Origin of the sequence: Candidatus Thalassolituus haligoni, assembly GCF_041222825.1 — a bacterium.
GTDB classification, from domain to species: Bacteria; Pseudomonadota; Gammaproteobacteria; order Pseudomonadales; family Oceanobacteraceae; genus Oceanobacter; species Oceanobacter antarcticus.
Genome location: NZ_CP139482.1, coordinates 175865 through 196639, shown reverse-complemented (window position 1 = coordinate 196639; position 20775 = coordinate 175865). Strand labels below are relative to the sequence as shown.

Here is a 20775-nt window from a genome sequence, read left to right as displayed (position 1 = left end):
GGAGAAAAAATCCAGCAGGCAAGGCGTTGAACGCAGAGAATGGTGGGCCCTTTTCAAGTTCAACGTAAGCGCCCAAGAATCAGCACCTGTTTTTCATCCAGTCGCCGCTCCAGACTGATTCCATCGTCACACACACGAGGAATCCGTCATGACCCATCAAGAACGCACTCAGCATTGGCAACAGCAACTCGATAACTGGCGCGACTCTGGATTATCCGGGGCCGTCTTCTGCAAGCAGCATGAGCTGTCGTACCATCAGTTCACCTACTGGCGTCGCAAGCGTCTGAAGGCTGACGGTGACCCACTTCAATCAGAGGGCACCTCGGGGTTTGCCCGTGTCACATGCCTGCCAAGTCAGCCGATGGATGAGCTGACCCTGGCCCTCCCGGGTGGCCTGACGATCACTGGCATGCACGCTGGCAATATTGAGCTATTGGGCATGATCCTGAGGCAGCTTTGATGAAATCCCGTTATCTGCGTCCGGCAGTGGACACACCCGAGATCTATCTCTACCGTGCACCGGTCGATTTTCGCAAACAGGCCAGTGGCCTGGCGCTGTTGGTCGAGCAGGAACTGGGGCGCAGCCCCTTTACCGGCGCGCTCTATGCCTTCACCAATCGCCAGCGCAACAAGATCAAATGCCTGATGTGGGAAGACAACGGCTTCGTGCTCTATTACAAGGCGCTGGCCGAGGAAAAGTTCAAGTGGCCGAAGGTGGCAGACGAACTGCTGCCGCTGACCGGTGAGCAGATCAACTGGTTACTCGACGGCTATGACATCAGCCTGCTCAAGGGTCATAAAACCCTCCAGTATGAGGCCCTTGGATAGCACTTATTACATGCCATAACTGGCTGTTTTTGCTATAACTTACGGCATGCAAAGATCACCGAAACAGCGTGTTGGAACACCCGGTATCAGCGGCTTGTCTGCCGCTGAACTGCTGTCGTTTGTGGCTGATTTGCAACAACAACTGGTCGTTCAAGAGGCTGAGCATGATCAAGCACTTGCGCAACGCGACCAGACGATCAAGCAACGCGAGAACTACATCCAACTCCTCGAAGAACTGCTGCGTCTGAAGCAGGTCCAGAAGTTCGCCGCCAGCAGCGAGAAGCAGGCTCACCAACACCACCTCTTCGATGAAGTCGAGCTGGAAGCCGAGATCGAGGCCCTACGCGATCAGCTTCCAGATGATGTCGACGAAAATAATCCTCGCACTTCGAGCAAGCGCCGCTACCGTGGCTTCTCTGATACGTTGCTGCGTGAGCGCATCGAACTGACTCTGAGCGATGAAGAGAAAACGGGGGCCAACAAGACCTTCTTCACCAAGGTGAAGGAAGAACTGCAGTTCATTCCGGCGCAGCTGAAGGTGCTGGAATACTGGCAGGAAAAAGCCGTCTTCGAGCACGATGACGCAGAACGTATCCTTGCGGCACCGCGACCGCTTCACCCGCTGGGCAAATGCATCGCGACGACATCACTGCTGGCCTACATCATCATCTCCAAGTACGCCGACGGGCTCCCCCTGTACCGCCTGGAGCAGATGCTCAAGCGGCACGGCCATGAAGTCAGCCGTACCAGTATGGCGCACTGGATCATCCGGCTGGACGAGGTGTTCAGTCCGCTGATCAACCTGATGCGCGAAGTGCAGAACAGCAGTGACTACCTGCAGGCCGATGAGACTCGGATACAGGTGCTGAAAGAGGATGGCAAAACGGCCCAGTCCGACAAGTGGATGTGGGTCATCCGGGGCGGGCCACCCGATCGGCCATCCGTGTTGTTTGCCTATGATCCGTCCCGTGCCGGCAGCGTCCCTGTGCGCCTGCTCGACGACTTCACTGGCATCCTGCAGGCGGACGGTTACTCCGGTTATGGGCCGGTGTGCTCTGCCAACGGCATCACCCGAATTGGGTGCTGGGATCATGCCCGTCGTAAGTTCGTCGAAGCCTCCAAAGCGGCGCAGACAAAGGGGAAAGGCAAGAAGGCCAAGGTCTCCAAAGCCGATATAGGCTTAAGTCACATCAACAAGCTGTATGTGATCGAGCGACAGATCAAAGACCTGAGCGCTCCCGAGCGCCACCGTGTCCGCCAGGAGATAAGCCTGCCCCAACTGAAGGACTTGAGAACATGGCTCGAAGCCAATGTCGGTAAGGTGATGAAAGGCTCCCTGAGCCGTAAAGCCATGGAGTACACCCTGAACCAGTGGGATTATCTGGTGGGTTACTGTGAGCGCGGCGATGTGCATATCAGCAACGTGCTGGCCGAAAACGCCATCCGCCCCTTCGCCGTGGGTCGCCGAGCGTGGTTGTTCGCCGATACACCACAAGGCGCCCGTGCCAGTGCCACCTGCTATTCCCTGATCGAAACCGCCAAGGCCAACGGACTGGAGCCGTCAATATATATTCAGCATGTACTGGATCACATCGCCGAGGCGGATACCCTGGAAAGGCTTGAAGCACTGCTGCCGTGGAATGCGACATTAAGCTGAGTTTGTAGCAAGGAATGAGATTGAGTAACAGGGGGCTGATTTAAGGGCGCTTACGTCTGATCAGCCTGTTCAGCCATGAAATGGCGGATTTTCTCCTCTAAAACCAGCTTCTCTTGCTCCAGTGATTCCAGCTTGTTTTCGTAGCCCTGACGCGCCCTGGGCGATGATGTGTTCACCATAATATCCACTACGGAATCCATGGTTCTATCTAAGTCCTTCAGGGTGTTTTTGAGCTTTTGAGCGTAATTTCGGCGGTGCTGGCTTCTGGCTTTCCAGATGTCATCGAACATTTTGGCGGCAGCATCCAGTGCTGATTTGGCTGGCGTGATCGTCTTCAGAAGCTCGACGAACTCGTTTTCGACCGCATCACGCTTGATGGATTTACCGTAGCTCTCACAGCCTTTCTTACGGCAGAAGTAATACGGGTACTTGGCGCTCCTCCCTTTGCACCATCCCGACGTCATGGGGCTGCCACAATCGGCACAGGTTACAAAACCACGAAGTGGAAAATCTTCACTGATGTTTTTCTTAGCGGGTACATACGCTCGTCCGGCTAATCTGTCCCGCGCTTTCTTGAAGGTTTCCAAACTCACCAAGGGTTCATGCTGCCCTTTACGAAGTGAAATTCCCCAGCGTTCGTGCTCAATGTAACCAGCGTAAATAGGCCGGTTCAGCGTTTCTTTAACGCGCTGAACTTTCACACGCCCGTCACTACCGCGTGGGTATTCAGGGAGCTGCTCGAAGAAATACATCACTTCCGACAGCGTTTGAAAGCGCCCGGAGGCCAGACCTTCAAAGCCTTCCCTAATGATGGAAGCATACGGCTCATTAGGCACTAGCAGCTTTCCATGCTCACGGGTCTGCTCATAGCGATAGCCCACTGGAGCGTGAAACACGAAGTAGCCCTTGCTGAGTCGCGCTTGCATCTTTTGAATGACTTGACGACCGTTCTGCTCACGCTCAAGCTGCCCTTGTGCAGCGTGGATGACCTCAACAAACTTACCCTCTGGCGTGTCGGTAGTTTTCAACCCATTTGTTTGGTCGAGCCGGTGCGCAAGAAATTCAGGAAAGCTGCGGTACGCAAATCATCCTGGGCGGCGGCATTCGAGATATAGACAGCGCCCGGCGTTACGCTGAAATGATCGGCAGAACCACCGTTTATTATGACGACAAGCTGGCACAAGAAGATCGCTATTTTAAAGCGCAGGAAGCACGCCAGAACGCGCTGTGGCAGGGTGACAATCGTTTTGATGCGGAGCGCCAATATCAACATGAAATACGTCAAAGCCAGCGCCGCAAACGCACCGGGCGTTATGCTCTTGATCCAGCGGAGCTGATGCGCTTGACCGATCAGGTACTGGTGTTCTCACCCGGTGCGGGGATACCGCCGGTGCTGGCGAACAAGCTACCCGCTTATTGGCAGAACCCGGCCATGGCGGGGAAATACGCCCCCGATCCGCTGTTTCCGCCACTGGATCGCGTTCAGATACAGCACAGAGTTTGGGGCAAACAAACCAAGCGTTTTATCCGCAAAACCGTACCTGACAAGCTGGCGCACTGGCCTAACCATATCAACGGCGAAATCGCCTATGTGCAGGGTTATAAAACATGGTGTTAAACGGAAAAGCGTTTCCCACGCTGCAAGTGCTGGCTGTATACGCTGAAAGGTTAGCCAGACTCACAGGGCGGATAATTATCGTTGGCGAGATTGTCGCGTTTCCCAACATAGGTGGCGTGATTCATCGCGATGTAATAGTGAAGCAAGTTGCGCAGAGCGGTTTCAGGATCACAGCCTTGCTCAATCGCCACCGCATCCGTCGCCGGTAAAATATGTCCCAAGATGCTATCCAGCAGGGTTTGATCGTCAACGCTGGGCACACTGTCCAGCAAAGCATCCAGATCCCGCCAGACCCATACATGCAGTGGCACGATGCGTATCAGGCCGTCTGGACAGGCCAGAGCGCGGGTTAACAGGTGGTTTTGATACAGCAGACGTAAATCACGAAGCGAGCGCATAACCCTATTATCTCGCAGCCAAGCCCAAGCACGCAAAGAAATTTCATAAACGATTGAATTCATTGAGGTAATCACAATGGATAATCAAGAAGGCAAGGCCAAAGACGCCTTTGGCTGGGCAGCCTCCGGGCACACGCCCGAACCCATTCAGGCCACAGATATGATCAAAAACGAGCAACCTCACCAAAAGCCAGCGCCTCCCGGTCAGATAGGACACGACATTGATCAACAGCATTTTAATCAAGCATGGCAGCGGGAAATCGAAAAACACCGACCCGATCCCTTTGATCAGGTCGATCAGACAAAACAGCAGCGGCTAAGCCAAAGCTTTGGGGAACAGAGCCAAGGTCAAAGCAAAGGGAATGATAGAGGCAGGGAGTAAGGTCGAGATTGTGGGGAGAGTAAAACCAGGATTAGAGCAAGATAGGAAAACAAAGGCCGCTTAAGCGGCCAGAGGATGCGCTTTTGCTAATTTTTCTTTGAGCACTTCGCTGTGCTGGGCGAGCCAAAGATCGTTCAACAACTGGAGGTTCAGCCAAAATTCCGGGGATGTACCGAGCACTTTGGCCAACAAGAACGCCGTTTCAGCGGTAACACCACGTCGATTGCCGCATAATTCATTGACGGTTTTACGCCCCACCCCCATTGCTTTAGCCAACTCACCTTGGGAAACACCCATGGGGGACAAAAACTCTTCTTTGAGCATGGCTCCGACACTGGTCGGTTGATGAGCGGGAATCTGTAACTTGTCAGCCATTGTGTGTGTCCTTTGTTATCGGTCGTTTTATCGATAGGTGTGTGGATCTAAGTAAACTTGGGTTGCTTCGCCATTCTGCCACTGAAAGATCAGCCGATATTGTTTATTCACCCGAATGGAACACCATCCATCCAGCTTGCCCGTTAAGTGCTCAAAGCGATTGCCTGGCGGTATTCGCAAGTCCTTTTCCTCAACAGCGACATGCATAATGTCAAGCTTCCGCTTGAGCGCACTTTCTAACGAGGACTGAAGATTGGACGATGTCTTGCCTTGGAAGTAATAGTCCTCTAGCCACTGATCCTTGAATGATGCAATCATAAATGTAGCCTGTATCGATACACAGTACAAGCCATTTCTCCTGTAAAATATTGCTGTGTCAGTAAAGCGGTCTCAAAAATGATCAAAGCCCAGCTTTGGCTCAAGGGCTGGCAATGGTACGCGGATCAATGCGCATCGTGTACTTGGATGTGCTCCCAGTGGTGAGCACGGATACAGCATCCTGACCACGGTTGCCTTGCGTGGCACTGAGCGAGTAGCGCTTGGCGTAAACCTGACCGTCAAGCTCCATCCGCACTTCGAAAGAAGCGCCCGTGGGCGCTGCTCCTGAATAAAAATTGACCGCCATCTTCACCTGATCCCGTTGAACGGGTTTCGACAGCGCAATGGTCTCAAAGCCGCGCAGGGGGTTTTTCGGCGCGGTGACGTAATCCTTATATAGCTGTCCCCAAGCCGTTTTGCTCTTCTGAAAAGAAATCACTTCCGCATCTTGACTTGGCTTCAGGGGAGATCTATTTAGTCGCGTAAAGCCACCGTTGCCGCAAATTATTCACGTCAATGACTTCGGAATATCCTAATTATCCGGCCCATTTCCGGCCAACTCAGTAGAGATTTGGACTATTTCCAGCCCAAATCGCGTCATTCAGATGCACCTATCCCACGTGGGATAGAAAACTCCAGCGACGAGCGTTGTACACCATGTTCATCAAGCCGATTCTCAGTTCCGCTCTGGCCTGGCCGATGCAACGCACCATGAACTTTTTGCCGTCGCGTTTCATGTCCGCATAAACATGTTCGACACGTGCCCGAACCTGAGAGCGTTTTTGATTCGCCAGCTTGCTACGTTCAGGCATGTCTTTACCTCGGGGTTTCTTGCGGTGGATGTGGGAGCGGTAGCCCCGGTCTTCCAACATGCTTTCATTTTCTGCGCTTCGATAAGCGCTATCTGCCCAGACATCCGCGCTGCTGTTGTCGCCATCGATCAGGGCTTCGAGCTGGTGCCCATCGTGTTTATTGGCCGCAGTCGCTTCGTAGCTGCGAATGAGTTTGTGCTGTTTATCGACGCTGGTGTGATTTTTATAGCCGAAGTAGCTCTTGCCATGTTTCTTCGTCCAGGCCGCATCACGACTGGCCTGGCGCTGCTGGGCCGGAGTGCGTTCTGAAGAGGCAGGCGGTGTCGGGTCATCGTCATCTCCGTCTGACTTTTCTTGTGCTTTGCGGGCTTTTTCCTGCTGCTACTCTTCAGTTTTTCGCTTGGGTGCTTCAACCAGGGTGGCATCGACAATTTGACCGCCTTGAGGCCGATAACCGTGGGCTTCGATTTGCGAGAGCAAGCTGTAAAACAGTTCATCGGTGAGGTTTTTCTGGACGAGTAACTCTTCATATTTCCAGACGGTATTGGCATCGGGTACCGGATCTTCCAGCGACAAGCCCAGAAAACGCCGAAACGACAGGCGATCCAGCACCTGATACTCGACCTGCTTGAGCGACAGGTTGTAGTAGTGGCGCAGGAAAATCATTTTGAACATGAGCAGGGTGTCTGAACGAGGACGCCCCTTGTTGGATGAACGAGGCATGCGGATCTTGTTGAATACAGGCCGAAAGGCTGACCAGTCGACGAGTTCGTTGATTTTGGTGAGTGGGTCGTTGTGCTGATCCAGTTTGTCGTTCAGGTCATCAAAGTCGAAGAATCCTGGCTGCATACCGTGTGACCGTTGTTATCCGAAGTCGTGTGTGGAAGTGTATCAAGAACTGATTAAATAGATGGACCCCTTAGCCTACCTCGATAAAAACTGGGACAAACTAGCGGTCTACCTCACCGATGGGCGACTTCATATAGATAATAATCCCGTCGAAAATGCTATCCGACCGTTTGCGATAGGGCGCAAAAATTGGTTATTCAGTGACAGTCAGCGTGGCGCAAAAGCCAGCGCCATGATGTATAGCCTGATAGAAACCGCCAAAGCGAACGACCTGGAGCCTTACGCGTATTTACGGAGAGTGTTTGCCCTGTTGCCGTTATGCGAAACCGTGGAAGACATCGAAAAACTGCTGCCTGAGAATATGAAAGCGGCCGTTATTTAAATCGGTAGATGGGGTTGTTTGAGCGTTTACGATTAAAGCGAAGCATACTGCTCAAATGATCCTATGCAAAATGTGAGTAGCGCATCGTCATCGTTAAACTCGAATGCCCAAGAATCCTCTGGAGAGTCAATATATCTCCGCCATTCATAAGGTAGTGGCTCGCAAATGTGTGTCGGCATACATGCGTTAACTGACCCGCTGGCAATTCATCTATCGCCTTTCTGAATGCGCCAGAACAAGGCTCAAATAGCTGCCCGGTCTTACCCGAAACTGTTCTGGTTGAACATTCCGGTCTGGTTGCTGATTGGCCGCCAAGTTTGTACGACTTTCGACAAGTAGATTGTCCCGTTGGCTCTGGATGCTGATTATCATCGATCTGAAGCGCGATAAAACACCTCGTGACGTAGCGGCTCAGGCGATCGACTACTCTTCTTGCTCCTCGGCCAGCCGCTGGATCATGGCGTAGATCGATTTTATTTGTGGCGCGTCGCGGCTGTAGAAATCCGGCTGGAAAATATCCACCGAGGAATAGCCCCAAAAATCCCAACAGCCGAGCGGATTCAGTGGTGCCAAATCTGAGACGTTCACCTGTGGATAAAGCACGATCAATCGATTGGTATCGGCCATCGGGTTGTACCCAGTAGTACGAATATAGGCATCGCCAATTTCTTCATAAGACTGCTTACAGCCGTGAACTGCAACATGAATGCGGCAATTGCTGTGCTGTTGGCAATATTCCGGCACGTAGACATAGCCGGTATCCGCCATGCTGGTCAGCTCTCCCACCAGAAATGGCCGCTGGTCAAACGCAATCAGCTCACCGCTGGCTGTCGGGGCGGGCGGATTGGCGTCCATGTACAGATACGACAGAATGCGGGTGGCCTGCATAAATTGGCAGTTGTTGATAAACGGTGATTGCGTGATGGAGCAGTCAGTATCGTCGTCATTATTGGTGATGATGGCGTGCCCGGCGTTAATCTGGTTGCTGTAGAGAATTTGCTGGGCGGGCACGCCCAGCTGCAGGAAGTAGTCGCGGGTTGCATCAACCACCTGGCTGACCACCGTGTCATCGCTGAGGCCACTGAACAGATAAAAACGATCATCCTTCAGATTGGCCAGCGGATCGATACTCTCTTCCTCGGCCAGTTCTCGAGTAAGCGTGAGCAATCGTGACAGATTTGGTCCCAACGACTCAGAGGGCGGATTCATGCAGGTGGTGGTTGCCGTCAGTGCCGGAGCCGCCATTGGCCAGGAGCGAGAACAGAGGTAAGGGCCACCAGCAATCACTCCGGCCCCCACCATTATGTCGGAGTGAGCCATGTAAAGCTGGGACGTCATAAAGGCGCCAGACGACAGCCCGGATACCGAGGTTTGCTGAAGGTCGGCGCTGTAACTGGCCAAGGCGGCCGCGCCGCTAGCAGTTGGCTTATCCGACGAGGCGGTCGATTGAGCCGGTGCTTCCTCTTGCGAACAGGCGCCAATAAACAGCACCAGACACAGTACAGATACACGGCGGAGTATTACTAACGGGAACACAGTGGCCTCCTTGCCCAGGGCAGTTGACGTTGATGACATCCATGAATATAACCGGCGTCTGAGTGGTTGATCCGCGAATCGCTTCTCAGTCGCGAGGAAAGTACAATACGCCAGTTTCTGTCTGCGGCTGTAGACGTTGTGGTAACCGTCCGACTAACGGTAGCTGACTCAGCAGATTCCCCATAAGGTATTGGACGGGTAACGCCAGCCGCAACGGAGAAGGCGTTCCCTGATACAGCACACTACAAGCGATCACCAGTATTATCGTACCCTGCCAGTTATCCAGGCTGACCGGCTTGATGGCTGTACCAAAGGATTTTTTCAACCGCATGCCGTTGAAATCCACGGCATAGAGTTCATCCAGCAGTAAGTGCACAATAAAGCCGCCAGTAACAAAGCCGCCACCAAACCAGCAAAAATCGGCACTGCGCTCAAACAATTGATCGATCACCACAACCGCCAGCAAACCGCAAAAGACAGCAGCCAACAACGAGTGAATAACCCCTCGGTGCACGGTGTAGCGAAAAAACACCTGCATTGCGACTGGCCCAGCCAGGGAGTAGGACAGCGCCATTCCTGCCCAAACACCCGCCAATGACGTCCAGCTGGATGAGACATGAGGAAGCAAAAGCCACAGGGTCAGTCCAGCGGCCAACGATCCAAGGCAGTTAAATACCCACACAACCGGCCGGGAAGAATCGGAATCGATGTCCGGTAAAATGCCGCCAAACATCCCCAGCAGAAACAAGACAAGAGCTTCAGGAAAAGAAACCCAGTTGGCAATCACCAACAAGGAAGAGGCCATCGCGCTGACGGTTGCAGCCCCACCGAGATGGGTCGAGAAGCTGGCCATAAATACCTGGTCATCCATACATAAAAACTGCAGGATAACAGAATATCTTCTTGTTTATTAATTAGTTACAAAACACATTGAATCACGATGACATTCAGGATCGGTTCCTTCGGGAAGACATCTGGCAATATCACGAACAATGAGAGGACGATTATTAATCGCCGTCATAGCGAGCGCAGCCGTTGTTAGATCTCCCCTGAGAATATTTGATCACTCACCAGGCCCCGGTGTCTTGTATTGCATTAATCAAACGTCGCGGTTCCAGAAGACGTCGCAATTCATCTGCGGGCAGCAGGCCTTCTTCTTCCACCAAGTCAATCACACTGCGATTTTCCTTCAGTGCCCTACTGGCGATGCGCGTAGCATTTTCATAACCGATATAAGGATTCAGTGCTGTCACCAAACCGATGGCGCGGTGAACCATACCGGCACATGCATCGCGATTGGCCGTGATGCCCCGGATGCAACGCTCGTCCAGCATCATCATGGCGCGCTTGAGTAAGCGCATGGATTCCAGAATGTTGTAAATAATCAATGGCTCCATGGCGTTCAGTTGCAACTGACCCGCTTCCGCCGCCATACAAATCGCCAGATCGTGCCCCATCACCTGATACGCCACCTGATTTACGGCTTCCGGGATCACCGGATTAACCTTACCCGGCATTATCGAGCTGCCCGGCTGTTGCGGTGGCAGGTTGATTTCGTTGATGCCCGCTCGCGGCCCCATGCTCAACAGTCGCAGATCATTGGAAATTTTTGATAGTTTGATCGCCAGCCGCTTTAACATGGAGGAAAACAGCACAAACGCCCCCATGTCAGATGAGGCTTCAATCAGATCTTCCGACTGGATCAGGGTAAAGCCACTGATTCTGGACAGATGTTCAATCGCCAGTTTGCCGTAACGCGGATCCGCATTAATACCCGTACCAATGGCTGTCCCGCCAAGGTTCACTTCTTTGAGTAACTCGGAAAGAGAGGCGAGCACCCGAATATCTTCACCCAGAGTCGATGCCCAGGCTCCAAATTCTTGCCCCAGTGTCATCGGTACTGCGTCTTGCAATTGGGTGCGACCCATTTTAATCACGTCTGCAAACTCGTGACTCTTGTCCCGTAGCGCAGCCTGTAAACGGCTAAGCGACGCCAACAAATCGCTGTGACTCAGTAGAATCGCCAGCCGCACAGCGGTGGGATACACATCGTTGGTTGACTGTGCCCGATTCACATCGTTGTTGGGATGCAGATGCTGATACTGGCCACGCTCATAGCCCATCAGCTCCAGACCAATGTTGGCGATGACCTCATTGGCATTCATATTAGTGGAGGTGCCAGCGCCGCCCTGAATCATGTCAACGACAAACTGCTGATGAAACTGCCCCTGCAGGAGCAAATGGCTGGCGGCCACAATGGCATCACCGCGTTTCTGATCCAGCAACCCCAGTTCGGTATTAGCCAGTGCACAGCCCTGTTTCACCATCGCCAGAGCGTTAATCAACTGGGGAAAATGCGCCAGCGTCACCCCACTCAGGTTAAAGTTGTCACAAGCACGCCGGGTCTGTACGCCGTAGTAGGCACTGGCGGGAACCGCCAACGGCCCCAGCAAGTCTGTTTCAATACGCACGTCGGCAACGACGGGTTCCATGACGGGTTCCATGATGACGTCTCTCTCAATACAGGGTTTTCTGCGGTGGGCCAGAAAATTCCAGCGGACCGACCCGTACCATATCCACTTCGATCAGCGCCGGGCCCTTCAAGCGCATGGCTTCACCGATCGCACTGGCAAATTCTTCTGCGGAACCGACTTGCCAGCTGGGCATCGCCATGGCTTTACCCACGTCACAGTAATTCGGTGTATGTAACTCGTTGTAGTACTGACGGCCTTCAAAGTAGCTGTTCTGAATACCCCGCATGACGCCATAACCTCCGTCATTCATTACGATCAGTACCATGTCGATATTTTCTTGCACCATGGTGGCCATTTCACCGATACCGAGCATCAAGCCACCATCGCCAACAATGGTCGCTATCTTCTTGCCTGGGTTGGCAATTGCAGCCCCAATACCTTGGGCCAGACCTAGGCCAATGGCACCTGCCAGCGAGTGAATGTTCTGATTGGGGTGTTGGAATGACAGTAAACGACTCCCCCAGGTAGAACCCGAGACAGTAATATCGCGGACAAAAATGCCGTCTTGAGGCAGCGCATCTCGTAGTGCCTGACAGAGATTGGCGTAGTTGCCAACCTGTTCGATCAGACTGCTCTCCGCCTGCACCACCGCCCGTTTGATCGTACGATCGTATTCGCTGTCAATTCGATCAGGCAGATGTTCGGCCAAATACGCCAGAACCGCTTGGCAGTCAGCACAGATAAACTGATCCACCCGATAGTTACGATTCTGAGCACCGGGGTGCGCATCAATCTGAATCAGGGGATGACCAAACGAGGTTGAGTAACTGGTCGTTTCGTTACTGCGCAAACGGGAACCGGCAACCAGCACCAGATCCGCCTCTTCTAGCAGTTGCTTGACGGATGGGCTGTTATGAAAAGCACGCAGACTGCGTGGATGCGCATCAGGCAACAGACCACGCGCATGAGTCGTCGATAACACCGGAATGCCTTTGTCCGCCAAAGCAGCGATTGCAGTAACAGATTCAATCGCTCCACCGCCAACCCAGATCACCGGACGGCGGGCCTGTTGTATTTGGTGCAGTAAACCACTCAGCTCTTCCTGACTGGCCACGGGCATCGCCGGTACGGCAATTGGCCCCAGATCGGCAGGCAGTGCAATTGTTGTGGCTTGCACATCAATCGGTATTTCCACACTGACCGGCCCCATTGGTACCGTACGCGCAACCCGAATGGCTTCACACAGAATGCCAACCACCTGATCCGGATGGGTAATGCGATAGGCTGCCTTGCTGGCGGCACGCAAAAAGGTCAGCTGGTCTTTGGCTTCGTGGATAAAACTGGCATCCCTGTCCAGATAAGCAGATTCCACCTGACCGGTAATATGCAACATTGGGCTAGCGGCGTTACAGGCTTCTATCAGCGAGCCAACCGCATTACCCGCACCCGCACCGGTACTGGTCAGACAGACGCCCAGACCTTTAAAACGGCCATGGCTATCTGCCATGGTAGCGGCTCCGGCTTCTCCCCGGGCACAAACAAAATGTATTTTTTCACGACGACCAATAGCATCGGCAATCGGCAAATTATGAATGGATATCACGCCATAAATATCAGCGACCCCATGGGCTTCCAGCACACGAGCGACGACTTCACCGACGGTTACTTGTTCTTTCATTACATCAACTCCAACAGTTGCGGTTCGTCGCCAATCAGGCTGACCAGTTGTTTGGTTCATCGCTCAAGCCCACATAAATACTTTTCTGTTGCATGTATTCCCGCACACCAGCACGGCCTTTTTCACGGCCCAAACCACTCTCTTTAAAGCCACCAAATGGCGCCGATACAGAGAATTTTTTATAGGTATTCAGCCATACCGTACCAGTGTCCAAGGTACGTGCCAGCCGCCAACCGCGCCGAAAATTTTCAGTCCAGATACCGGCCGCCAAACCAAACATACTGTCATTAGCCTGGGCAACCAGGTCGGCTTCATCATCAAATGGCAGCACCACCAGCACCGGGCCAAAAATTTCTTCCTGACAGACATAGCTGCTGTTGTTCAGGCCACTGATGATCGTCGGGGCATAAAAATACCCGGCGTCGTAATCACAGCTTGCTGTTTTGCCGGTCAGACGTTCGCCACCGCACAACACGGTGCCGCCATCAGCACGAGCGCGTTCAACAAATCCGGCCACACTGTCGAGGTGAGCCATATTGATCAGCGAACCCATATGGGTATCGGCGTGCTCGGGATGCCCGACCCGCAAACCCCGGGTCAATTCCAGCAAGCGCGCCATAAAGGTGTCGTATATGCTCTGATGCACAAACAGTCGGGCACCGGCGATACAGGCCTGGCCTGCGGAGCTGAAGATGCCGTAACACACGCCACGGGCAGCCATTTCAATATCGGCGTCTTCCAGCACGATGGTGGGCGATTTGCCGCCCAGCTCCAGCGAGATCGGAATCAGCTTTTCAGCGGCAATATGAGCCAGATGGCGACCGGTTGAGGTGCCGCCGGTAAACGAAATCTTGTTCACTTTCGGGTGGCGGGCCAGCGCTTCACCCACGACCGAACCCCGGCCAGGCAAGACACTCAGCAAGCCTTTGGGCAAGCCGGCCTGTTCAAACAGTTTGGCCAGTTCCAGAGCCGCCAGCGGTGTGGCATCGGCGGGTTTGACGATTACCGCATTCCCGGCGGCCAGCGCTGGAGCTATTTTCTGCATCTCACTGGCAATGGGGGAATTCCACGGCGTGATGGCCACCACCACTCCCAGTGGTTCGTGTACGCTGGCGGTCATAAAATCGCGGGAGCGTTGGCTCGGCAAACTTTCATCCAGCGTTTCACAGGCGGCGGCAAAGTAGCGAGCAGTGCCTGCGGCGCTCATCACCAGACCCATGGTTTCCGTCAACGGCTTGCCGTTGTCGCGGGTTTGTAACGCCGCCAGTTCGCTGGCGCGGGCGGTGATCAGATCCGCCACACGGTAGAGAATCGCAGCGCGCTCATGGGGCAAGCTGTTGCGCCAGGACGGATCACGCCAGGCCTGGTCGGCCGCTTGTACCGCTTCTTCGACATCATCGACATTGGCGGTGGCGATGTCGGCATTGCTGCTGCCATCCGCAGGAAAAAAGGTGCTGCGAAGATCGCCACGGCCATTTTTCCATTCACCTGCGATGTATATTGGCTTGACCATAATCCGCCTCCTCATCTGTTATTGCGGTCGAACGGCAAGGGGAGCCCCTTCCCACTCGGGAATCTTTTTTTGCACATCGGGTTAACTTGCCCAGTACGGGACGACGAACTAGATCACGATCGTCGACACACTCTGGCGACAGGCCCGGACCACACTCAACGCCGCCAGGGTCGAGGTTTTCGGGTTACGTTCCAGTGGTTTGCCACACAGCTGGATGCTCATTTCACCAAACCGGCCACGGGCTGAAATCTGGTGTTGGTTGGTGGTCGTCGTCGGGTCTACCACCAGCTGCACCCGGGTGTCGTCCAGACCCAGACTGGCCAGCGCGATCGTTGCGGCGACATTGGCATTGGCCGGAAAAGTCAGCGCGGCTTGCCGGGCGCTGCCTTCAAAAAACACCTGCGGCTGCTCAACACACGCCAGGTCAATCAGTTTTTCTGCCGGGCTGCCACGCCAGCTTTGCGGGCTTTTACGGCAGGTATAGGTCACCTGATCCAGACCACCTTCGCGGGCCGCAGCCAGACCGTCGATACCGGCAATGGCACCAGGCAGGGCATGCAAACGGGCGTTACCCACCGTCGCGGCCGCTTGCAGTTGATCCGCCAGCTGACGATCCGCCAGCGCACCAATCGAAATCATCATCAGGTCCCAGCCACGTTTCAGCACTTCGACACCATGGGCGCGAATACCCGGCTGACCGGCACATTCCAAAACCAGATCGGGCTGGCCATCACATGCCGCAATGGCCGTAATTACCTGTACCTGATCGCCCAGTTGCGCGGCGATACGCTCACGGCTGCGCTCTGTGGTCACGACCCAGCCCAGGCGCAAGCCTTCTGGCAGTAACGCCAGTACTTCTTCTGCCATGGCTCCAAAGCCAATCATCATCAGTTGTTTCATGTGTCGGTTCCCGGTCTGATTACCGTCTGCAGGTCGCTGGCTGAGTCAGCGACAATTCAAATCTGTTTGGCAAAACCGCCGGAGACATCCAGGGTTGAGCCGGTGGTGTACGAGGCCAAGGGCGAGGCCAGAAAAACCAGCGCCCGGGCCGGTTCTTCCGGACGACCCAGTCGACCCATCGGAATGCCTCGCTTGTTGGCAATTGCCCCGGTCCACTGTTCCCAGCTGGCATCGGTATCGGATCGATCCAGATAGCGGCGACGCCATTGGCCAGACTCCACCATACCGAGCAGAATTGAATTTACCCTTACGCCCTTTGGCGCATACTCGTGGGCCAGTGAGTGGGTAAAATTCAGCAACGCTGCTCGCGCCGCGGAAGTCGCCATCATGTGTGGCTCCGGTTGTTTCGCCAGCAAGGAGTTCACATTGGTGACAGAACCCATTCCCGATGCCAGCAACTGATCCATAAAAGCCCGTACCGGACGGATCACGCCAAACAGTTTTAACCCGGTTTCGGCCATCCAGTCATCGTCGCTGGTGTTATCAAAGCCGGAAACCCGCCCTTGCCCGGCGTTATTGATCAGGCAGTCGGTGTTGCCCAGCTGCGTCTTGACCGCTTCGGCAAACGTGGCAACGTCGTCGGCGTTCAGAACATCGCAAACCCGGGTCATAAACTGGCCATCAGGGAAGGCGGTACGCATCGCGTCTTCCGAGGCCAGCAGACGCTCTTCGTTACGGCCACACCAGGCAACTTTGGCTTGTTCCTGCAGCAGCAGCCGGACAGTTTCCAGGCCAATACCAGAGGAGCCGCCGGTGACAACCACAACACGATCTTTCAGCATAAAACTCATAACGAGGTACCTGTCCGGGAGGTCGCCGAAGACATCCAGTCCTTCAGCGCCTGATTCACTGCCGCCGCGGCTTCGACATAACAGGCGTGGCCTGCGGCGGCGATTTCAACAAATTCGGTAGTATCCAGGTCGCTGGCCAATTGCCGGGCGGCCTGCGGTGGAGTGATGGTATCGGCAGCGCCACAGATGACCCGGCGAGACTCAACATCGACGGGCAAGTACGACCAGATATCATCGTTGGCCAACAGCCAGGAAGCGGCCTGAAAGCCGGACAAACGCAGCTGGCGCATGCCATCGGCAACCAGGCTCACCTGTGCGGCGCTGGCATTAACAGAAACCAGTGCGGCGGCACGTTGTGCAGCCAATCCGGCAGGCCCCAATTGTGCCAGCATGGTTGGGCGTTGACGGTACACCCGTTCCCGGGTTTCAGCATCGGCTTGACCATACCCCTGGGCCGGGCTGGCCAGCATCAAACCGGCCAGACGCTGCGGATAACGGGCAGCAAAGGCGGCGGCAACCATGGCACCCAGCGAGTGGCCAACCAGCCAGCAACGTTGAATACCCAGCGCATCCAGCCAATGAGCCAGCCGTTCGGCATAGTCTTTAGCGTTGGCGTTGGCCCCGGTTACGCTCAGGTCATCACTGTCGCCATATCCGGGGGCATCCCAGGCCAGCACCCGGCAGTCAGTTTCCAGTGCGGCCAATTGTTGCACCCAAGAGCCGGAACCCGAGCTGATACCATGCAGTAACACCAGCACCTCACCACTACCACCACTCTCCGGGCCAGACTCGCGCCAGGACTGGTTAACGTCGCCCAGCCGGATGCTCTGACGGGGAAAGTCGTCGAGTTGTTGAATCAATGTGGTAGTACATGTGGCTGTGTTCATGGCTATGCTCTGGCTCCCGACAATTGAGCTTATTTTTTATCGCGTTTGATCTGTGACAGCGGGTGATCGGCCGGATAGGTCGGGATCACCGGCTTCGGCGTTCCCAGCATCACACACATCAGCGCGTCTTCCTGGGTGAAGTTGTACAGACCCCGGTAGATGCCTGGTGGAATCGACACCAGATCACGTTCGTTCAAGACGGTCTCACAGGTCTCGCCGTTCAGTTCCATCGTCAAACGGATCGAACCACGCAGCATAAAGAACACTTCTTCAACATCGTCGTGCAAGTGCAGCGGGCCTTCACACTGCGCCGGTAACAACATGGTGGAGAAGGTGAAATGTTCCGATGGTACGGTGTTGGTATCGCTGGTTACACCGGCAGCACCGGTGCCCATGTAGCGCATTTGGGCACGGCGGTATTTGGGGTCGTAATCTGCCTGGAATTTCAGTGCATTAAAATCGTAGGTACGATTTTCCTTGCGGGCAATCCGGCCAGCCATGAAGTCTTCAAGGCTTGTTTCTGCTGGCTTGTTCCAGCTTTCGAATGTCTCAGACATGCTGTTTTCCTCAGGTTAGTTCACCATATGTGGCGGGCGATAAAGCGGCCCGACTGGTCTGCTGCCGTACCCTCGGCGGCTTGCGTTACGGGGATCATGATCCATAACGCGGTCGTACTTATTATGCGACATTTGTTTTATATTTAAAACATCGGTCTTTATATGAAACATGCTAGGCAGATTTCCGCCCTCGGTCAAGGTGAAAATCTGACCAGTCGTGACTGTTTCGTCGTCTTTGTCGCTACCGCCGTACGGCAGCGATCAACCGATCAGATATCCAGCACCAACTTGCTTGATTTACAACCCGACACACAGATCATCATGGTGTTGTTGGCGGCCCGTTCGGCTTTGGTCAACACGCCATCGCGGTGATCAATCTCGCCTTCCAGCACTGCCACTTCACAAGCACCACAAACGCCTTCACGACAGGAGCAATCAAGGTCAAGCCCTTCGCCTTCCAGCCGTTCCAGCAAGCTGTCGCCCGGGTTGATCTGGATAATCTGGCCGGACCTGGCCAATTCCACTACATAGCTGCTGCGGGCATCGTCCGACGCCGCAATCTCGACAGCGGCAAAACGTTCGATATGCACATTGGCATGGTTCAACTGGGCACAAGCGGCTTCAAACGCATCCAGCATCGGCGTCGGGCCACAACAATAGAAGTGGGTGGAGGCCGCCTGACCTTGCAACAGCTGTTCAAGATTGGGCGGTGTACCGGCTTCGTCGTCAAAGCGGAAGCGGACAGTCCCGCCCAGCTCTGCTGTCAGTGCCTCGATTTCAGCAATAAAAGCAGCCTCTGAGCGAGTGCGGGCGCAATAGATCAGTTCCGCCGATTGCCCTTGTTGCAGCAACTCACGGAACATACACAGCACCGGGGTGATCCCAATGCCGCCCGCGACCAGCACGCTGTGGCCATTATGCGGCTGCAGCGGGAAGTTGTTCCGCGGAGCGCTGATGGCCAGGCGGGTGCCCACCCGCAACTGGCGATGCACCCACTCTGAGCCACCGCGACTCTTTTTGTCTCGCAGGATGCCCACCACATAGCGGTTTGGCTCCGCCGGTGAGTTATACAGTGAGTAGCTGCGCACCATGCCGTTGGGCAAGTTCAGATCAATATGCGAACCGGCCGTAAACGCCGGAAAATCGGCAGCCCCGGGTTCGGGACGCAGTTCGATACTGATGATGCCTTCCGCTTCGTAGCGTATCTGGGACACCAATGCGGTGAGAGTTTCATTGCTCATAGTCCGGCTCCGTTAATCAGCCTGTTTGATCGTGTTGCCAAGGTCGGCATCCAGATGAATACCGGCTTCGATTTCGACGCACAACTCCGGAAATACCAACCCGGACACTTCCACCAGGGTGGAGGTCGGGTATACCGATTGCCCCACAAAAAAATCCTTGCGGGCGCGGCTGATGGCGTCTTTATCGCGAATATCCGTCACGTACACCGTCAGCCGGTAGATGTTGCCGATATGACCACCGGCCGCTTCCGCCAGAGCTTGGATCTTGCCCAAAACCACCAGGGTTTGCTGGTACGCATCCAGTGGCTCACCCGCCGCCGCGGCTTGACGAGTCGCCGGGTGGCCGGTCATGCCGGATGTCACCAGCTCCCGCCCCAGTAACAGGGCATTGGACCAGCTGGCGGTAGCCAGCTCCGGGACGCTGTCTGCCCGAACATGGGCGACCAGGTTGTTCATATCCGTCATCTCAATTCCGCCTACTTGCTGGCTTCCAGTTCTTGCTTGGCCAGGTTTTTCATATAACGACGCAAACGCACCAGTCCAAGATCGTGCTGGTACAGCATTTCACGCTGGTTGGCGTCCGGCTCCATGGCTTCAAGGGCAACCCGGTCTTGCTCCAGCACGTGCCAGTGACGGGCTTCCAGACGGTTCTTGTACAAGAAGCGCCAGGTATCTTCCTGCCAGCCGGTCAGCGGGCGACAACGCCAGTGGAACACGCCTGCCAGCTGTGGATTCAGGGGAACGTACATACCGATAATATGGAAGTTGCCACCAGGCCCACCGGTCTTGGGATAGGGAATTTCCAGCCGTTGCCACATCAGGTTGGTATCGGCAAATTCACTCCAGTCGAAGTTGACGCCACGCTGGCCTTCTTTCTCGAAGATAAAACCGTGGTCAGTATCGGTGGTTACAAATTTGGCCTGGGTTTCGCCTTCCGACATGGAATGCGACATCTTGTGCAGGAAAGCCCCGTGCATCGGATCAGCCACGTTATCCAGCACATAACGGTAATCGGCTTTCCATTCGCAGTAGCACAGGAAGCTGGAGTATTCGTCCGAGGTCAGCTGCTCTGGCAGGATCAGCTCTGGTGGCGTTTCCAGCTGTGGATCGACGGCGTTATAAAGAAAGATCGCACCGGCAACTTCCTGGGTGTGAAAACGACGGGTCGGTCTGCTACCTTCCAGTTTGCAGCCCGGGCTGCCCGGTACCTTGCGGACTTTACCACTGCAGTCCACTTCGACGCCGTGATACGGGCACTGCAACCGGTCGCCAAGATTGGCTCCCAGAGACAGGGGTGCACCCCGGTGTGGGCAGTGGTCTTCGACCGCATGCGCGGTATTGTCGGTATCGCGCCACAACGCAATCTTGTAGCCCAGAATCCGCAACGAGACCGGTTTGTCAGCCGTCAGCTGGTCGGATGGCAGCACCGGATACCAACGATCCTTGATGCCTTGCTGAAGAATTTTTTCGACCGGATCGGCGCTGGTTTGAATGATGTTCATACTTGATTCTCTCTCTG

General features: G+C 54.7%; 24 protein-coding genes and 2 pseudogenes. 6 read left to right on the top strand and 20 right to left on the bottom strand.

What is annotated here, in order from left to right; genetic code table 11:
- Positions 1–148 precede the first annotated feature (148 nt).
- The 3 genes from SOJ49_RS00960 to SOJ49_RS00950 are packed head-to-tail and all read left to right on the top strand — an operon-like array spanning position 149 to position 2485.
- Positions 149–460, top strand: a complete 312-nt coding sequence (locus SOJ49_RS00960; protein ID WP_369856038.1) for an IS66 family insertion sequence element accessory protein TnpB — start codon at positions 149–151, stop codon at positions 458–460.
- Positions 460–828 carry an IS66 family insertion sequence element accessory protein TnpB gene (gene tnpB, locus SOJ49_RS00955; protein ID WP_369856358.1) on the top strand — a complete coding sequence of 123 codons (369 nt, stop codon included), beginning with the start codon at positions 460–462 and terminating at the stop codon, positions 826–828. Before SOJ49_RS00960 ends, tnpB begins: the two co-directional genes overlap by 1 nt.
- Positions 829–874: 46 nt before the next feature.
- Positions 875–2485, top strand: a complete 1611-nt coding sequence (locus SOJ49_RS00950; protein ID WP_369856357.1) for an IS66 family transposase — start codon at positions 875–877, stop codon at positions 2483–2485.
- Positions 2486–2535: 50 nt separating this feature from the next.
- On the opposite strand, the gene SOJ49_RS00945 is transcribed toward SOJ49_RS00950, so the two are convergent.
- Positions 2536–3513 carry a recombinase zinc beta ribbon domain-containing protein gene (locus SOJ49_RS00945; protein ID WP_369856356.1) on the bottom strand — a complete coding sequence of 326 codons (978 nt, stop codon included), beginning with the start codon at positions 3511–3513 and terminating at the stop codon, positions 2536–2538.
- Positions 3514–3518: 5 nt separating this feature from the next.
- Here SOJ49_RS00945 and SOJ49_RS00940 point away from each other — a divergent pair, with 5 nt between their 5' ends.
- On the top strand, positions 3519–4103 hold the full coding sequence (locus SOJ49_RS00940) for a TraM recognition domain-containing protein (protein ID WP_369856355.1): 585 nt from the start codon (positions 3519–3521) through the stop codon (positions 4101–4103).
- 50 nt (positions 4104–4153) lie between these two features.
- On the opposite strand, the gene SOJ49_RS00935 is transcribed toward SOJ49_RS00940, so the two are convergent.
- Positions 4154–4501 (bottom strand): hypothetical protein, encoded by a 348-nt coding sequence (locus tag SOJ49_RS00935; RefSeq protein ID WP_369856354.1) that lies wholly within the window; start codon positions 4499–4501, stop codon positions 4154–4156.
- Between the two features lie 76 nt (positions 4502–4577).
- On the opposite strand from SOJ49_RS00935, the gene SOJ49_RS00930 reads away from it, so the two are divergent.
- Entirely contained in the window at positions 4578–4883 is a 306-nt protein-coding gene (locus tag SOJ49_RS00930; RefSeq protein ID WP_369856353.1) for a hypothetical protein, read from the top strand.
- Positions 4884–4943: 60 nt separating this feature from the next.
- On the opposite strand, the gene SOJ49_RS00925 is transcribed toward SOJ49_RS00930, so the two are convergent.
- From SOJ49_RS00925 to SOJ49_RS00905, 5 genes and pseudogenes are all read right to left on the bottom strand, one after another.
- Complete coding sequence (locus tag SOJ49_RS00925; protein ID WP_369856352.1) at positions 4944–5258, bottom strand: HigA family addiction module antitoxin; 315 nt, start codon at positions 5256–5258, stop codon at positions 4944–4946.
- Positions 5259–5285: 27 nt separating this feature from the next.
- Positions 5286–5576 (bottom strand): type II toxin-antitoxin system RelE/ParE family toxin, encoded by a 291-nt coding sequence (locus SOJ49_RS00920; protein WP_369856351.1) that lies wholly within the window; start codon positions 5574–5576, stop codon positions 5286–5288.
- Between the two features lie 100 nt (positions 5577–5676).
- Positions 5677–6015: a hypothetical protein gene (locus SOJ49_RS00915; protein ID WP_369856350.1), complete on the bottom strand. Its 339-nt coding sequence runs from the start codon at positions 6013–6015 to the stop codon at positions 5677–5679.
- A gap of 172 nt (positions 6016–6187) precedes the next feature.
- Positions 6188–6625, bottom strand: a pseudogene (locus SOJ49_RS00910) (transposase); the annotation flags it as partial.
- Positions 6626–6769: 144 nt separating this feature from the next.
- Complete coding sequence (locus SOJ49_RS00905; RefSeq protein WP_369856349.1) at positions 6770–7237, bottom strand: transposase; 468 nt, start codon at positions 7235–7237, stop codon at positions 6770–6772.
- A 76-nt stretch (positions 7238–7313) separates the two neighbouring features.
- Between SOJ49_RS00905 and SOJ49_RS00900 the strand changes: the two are divergent.
- A pseudogene (locus tag SOJ49_RS00900) lies at positions 7314–7619 on the top strand (transposase); the annotation flags it as partial.
- A gap of 61 nt (positions 7620–7680) precedes the next feature.
- On the opposite strand, the gene SOJ49_RS00895 reads toward SOJ49_RS00900, so the two are convergent.
- The 13 genes from SOJ49_RS00895 to SOJ49_RS00835 form a co-directional block, all read right to left on the bottom strand.
- Positions 7681–7767: a hypothetical protein gene (locus tag SOJ49_RS00895; RefSeq protein WP_369858019.1), complete on the bottom strand. Its 87-nt coding sequence runs from the start codon at positions 7765–7767 to the stop codon at positions 7681–7683.
- Positions 7768–8042: 275 nt separating this feature from the next.
- Positions 8043–9155 carry a poly(3-hydroxybutyrate) depolymerase gene (locus tag SOJ49_RS00890; RefSeq protein ID WP_369856348.1) on the bottom strand — a complete coding sequence of 371 codons (1113 nt, stop codon included), beginning with the start codon at positions 9153–9155 and terminating at the stop codon, positions 8043–8045.
- An 85-nt stretch (positions 9156–9240) separates the two neighbouring features.
- The gene (locus tag SOJ49_RS00885; protein ID WP_369856347.1) at positions 9241–10026 is read right to left on the bottom strand and encodes a metal-dependent hydrolase; all 786 of its coding nucleotides are present in this window, start codon (positions 10024–10026) and stop codon (positions 9241–9243) included.
- 196 nt (positions 10027–10222) lie between these two features.
- Positions 10223–11659: an aspartate ammonia-lyase gene (locus SOJ49_RS00880; RefSeq protein WP_369856346.1), complete on the bottom strand. Its 1437-nt coding sequence runs from the start codon at positions 11657–11659 to the stop codon at positions 10223–10225.
- Positions 11660–11672: 13 nt separating this feature from the next.
- Positions 11673–13307, bottom strand: coding sequence for a thiamine pyrophosphate-binding protein (locus tag SOJ49_RS00875; RefSeq protein WP_369856345.1), 1635 nt, complete (start codon positions 13305–13307; stop codon positions 11673–11675).
- Positions 13308–13341: 34 nt separating this feature from the next.
- Positions 13342–14820, bottom strand: coding sequence for an aldehyde dehydrogenase (locus SOJ49_RS00870; RefSeq protein ID WP_369856344.1), 1479 nt, complete (start codon positions 14818–14820; stop codon positions 13342–13344).
- 108 nt (positions 14821–14928) lie between these two features.
- Positions 14929–15720 carry an aspartate dehydrogenase gene (locus SOJ49_RS00865; protein ID WP_303433936.1) on the bottom strand — a complete coding sequence of 264 codons (792 nt, stop codon included), beginning with the start codon at positions 15718–15720 and terminating at the stop codon, positions 14929–14931.
- Positions 15721–15776: 56 nt separating this feature from the next.
- Positions 15777–16571: an SDR family oxidoreductase gene (locus SOJ49_RS00860; protein WP_305413873.1), complete on the bottom strand. Its 795-nt coding sequence runs from the start codon at positions 16569–16571 to the stop codon at positions 15777–15779.
- On the bottom strand, positions 16568–17458 hold the full coding sequence (locus SOJ49_RS00855; RefSeq protein ID WP_369856343.1) for an alpha/beta fold hydrolase: 891 nt from the start codon (positions 17456–17458) through the stop codon (positions 16568–16570). The genes SOJ49_RS00860 and SOJ49_RS00855 overlap by 4 nt, the downstream gene beginning before the upstream one ends.
- A gap of 29 nt (positions 17459–17487) precedes the next feature.
- The gene (locus SOJ49_RS00850) at positions 17488–18015 is read right to left on the bottom strand and encodes a cupin domain-containing protein (protein ID WP_303433942.1); all 528 of its coding nucleotides are present in this window, start codon (positions 18013–18015) and stop codon (positions 17488–17490) included.
- Positions 18016–18284: 269 nt separating this feature from the next.
- A complete protein-coding gene (locus tag SOJ49_RS00845; RefSeq protein ID WP_303433944.1) occupies positions 18285–19256 on the bottom strand; it encodes a PDR/VanB family oxidoreductase in 972 nt (323 codons plus the stop codon).
- A gap of 12 nt (positions 19257–19268) precedes the next feature.
- A complete protein-coding gene (locus SOJ49_RS00840) occupies positions 19269–19721 on the bottom strand; it encodes a RidA family protein (RefSeq protein WP_303433946.1) in 453 nt (150 codons plus the stop codon).
- Between the two features lie 11 nt (positions 19722–19732).
- Positions 19733–20758 carry an aromatic ring-hydroxylating dioxygenase subunit alpha gene (locus SOJ49_RS00835; RefSeq protein ID WP_303433948.1) on the bottom strand — a complete coding sequence of 342 codons (1026 nt, stop codon included), beginning with the start codon at positions 20756–20758 and terminating at the stop codon, positions 19733–19735.
- Between the last annotated feature and the right edge of the window lie 17 nt (positions 20759–20775).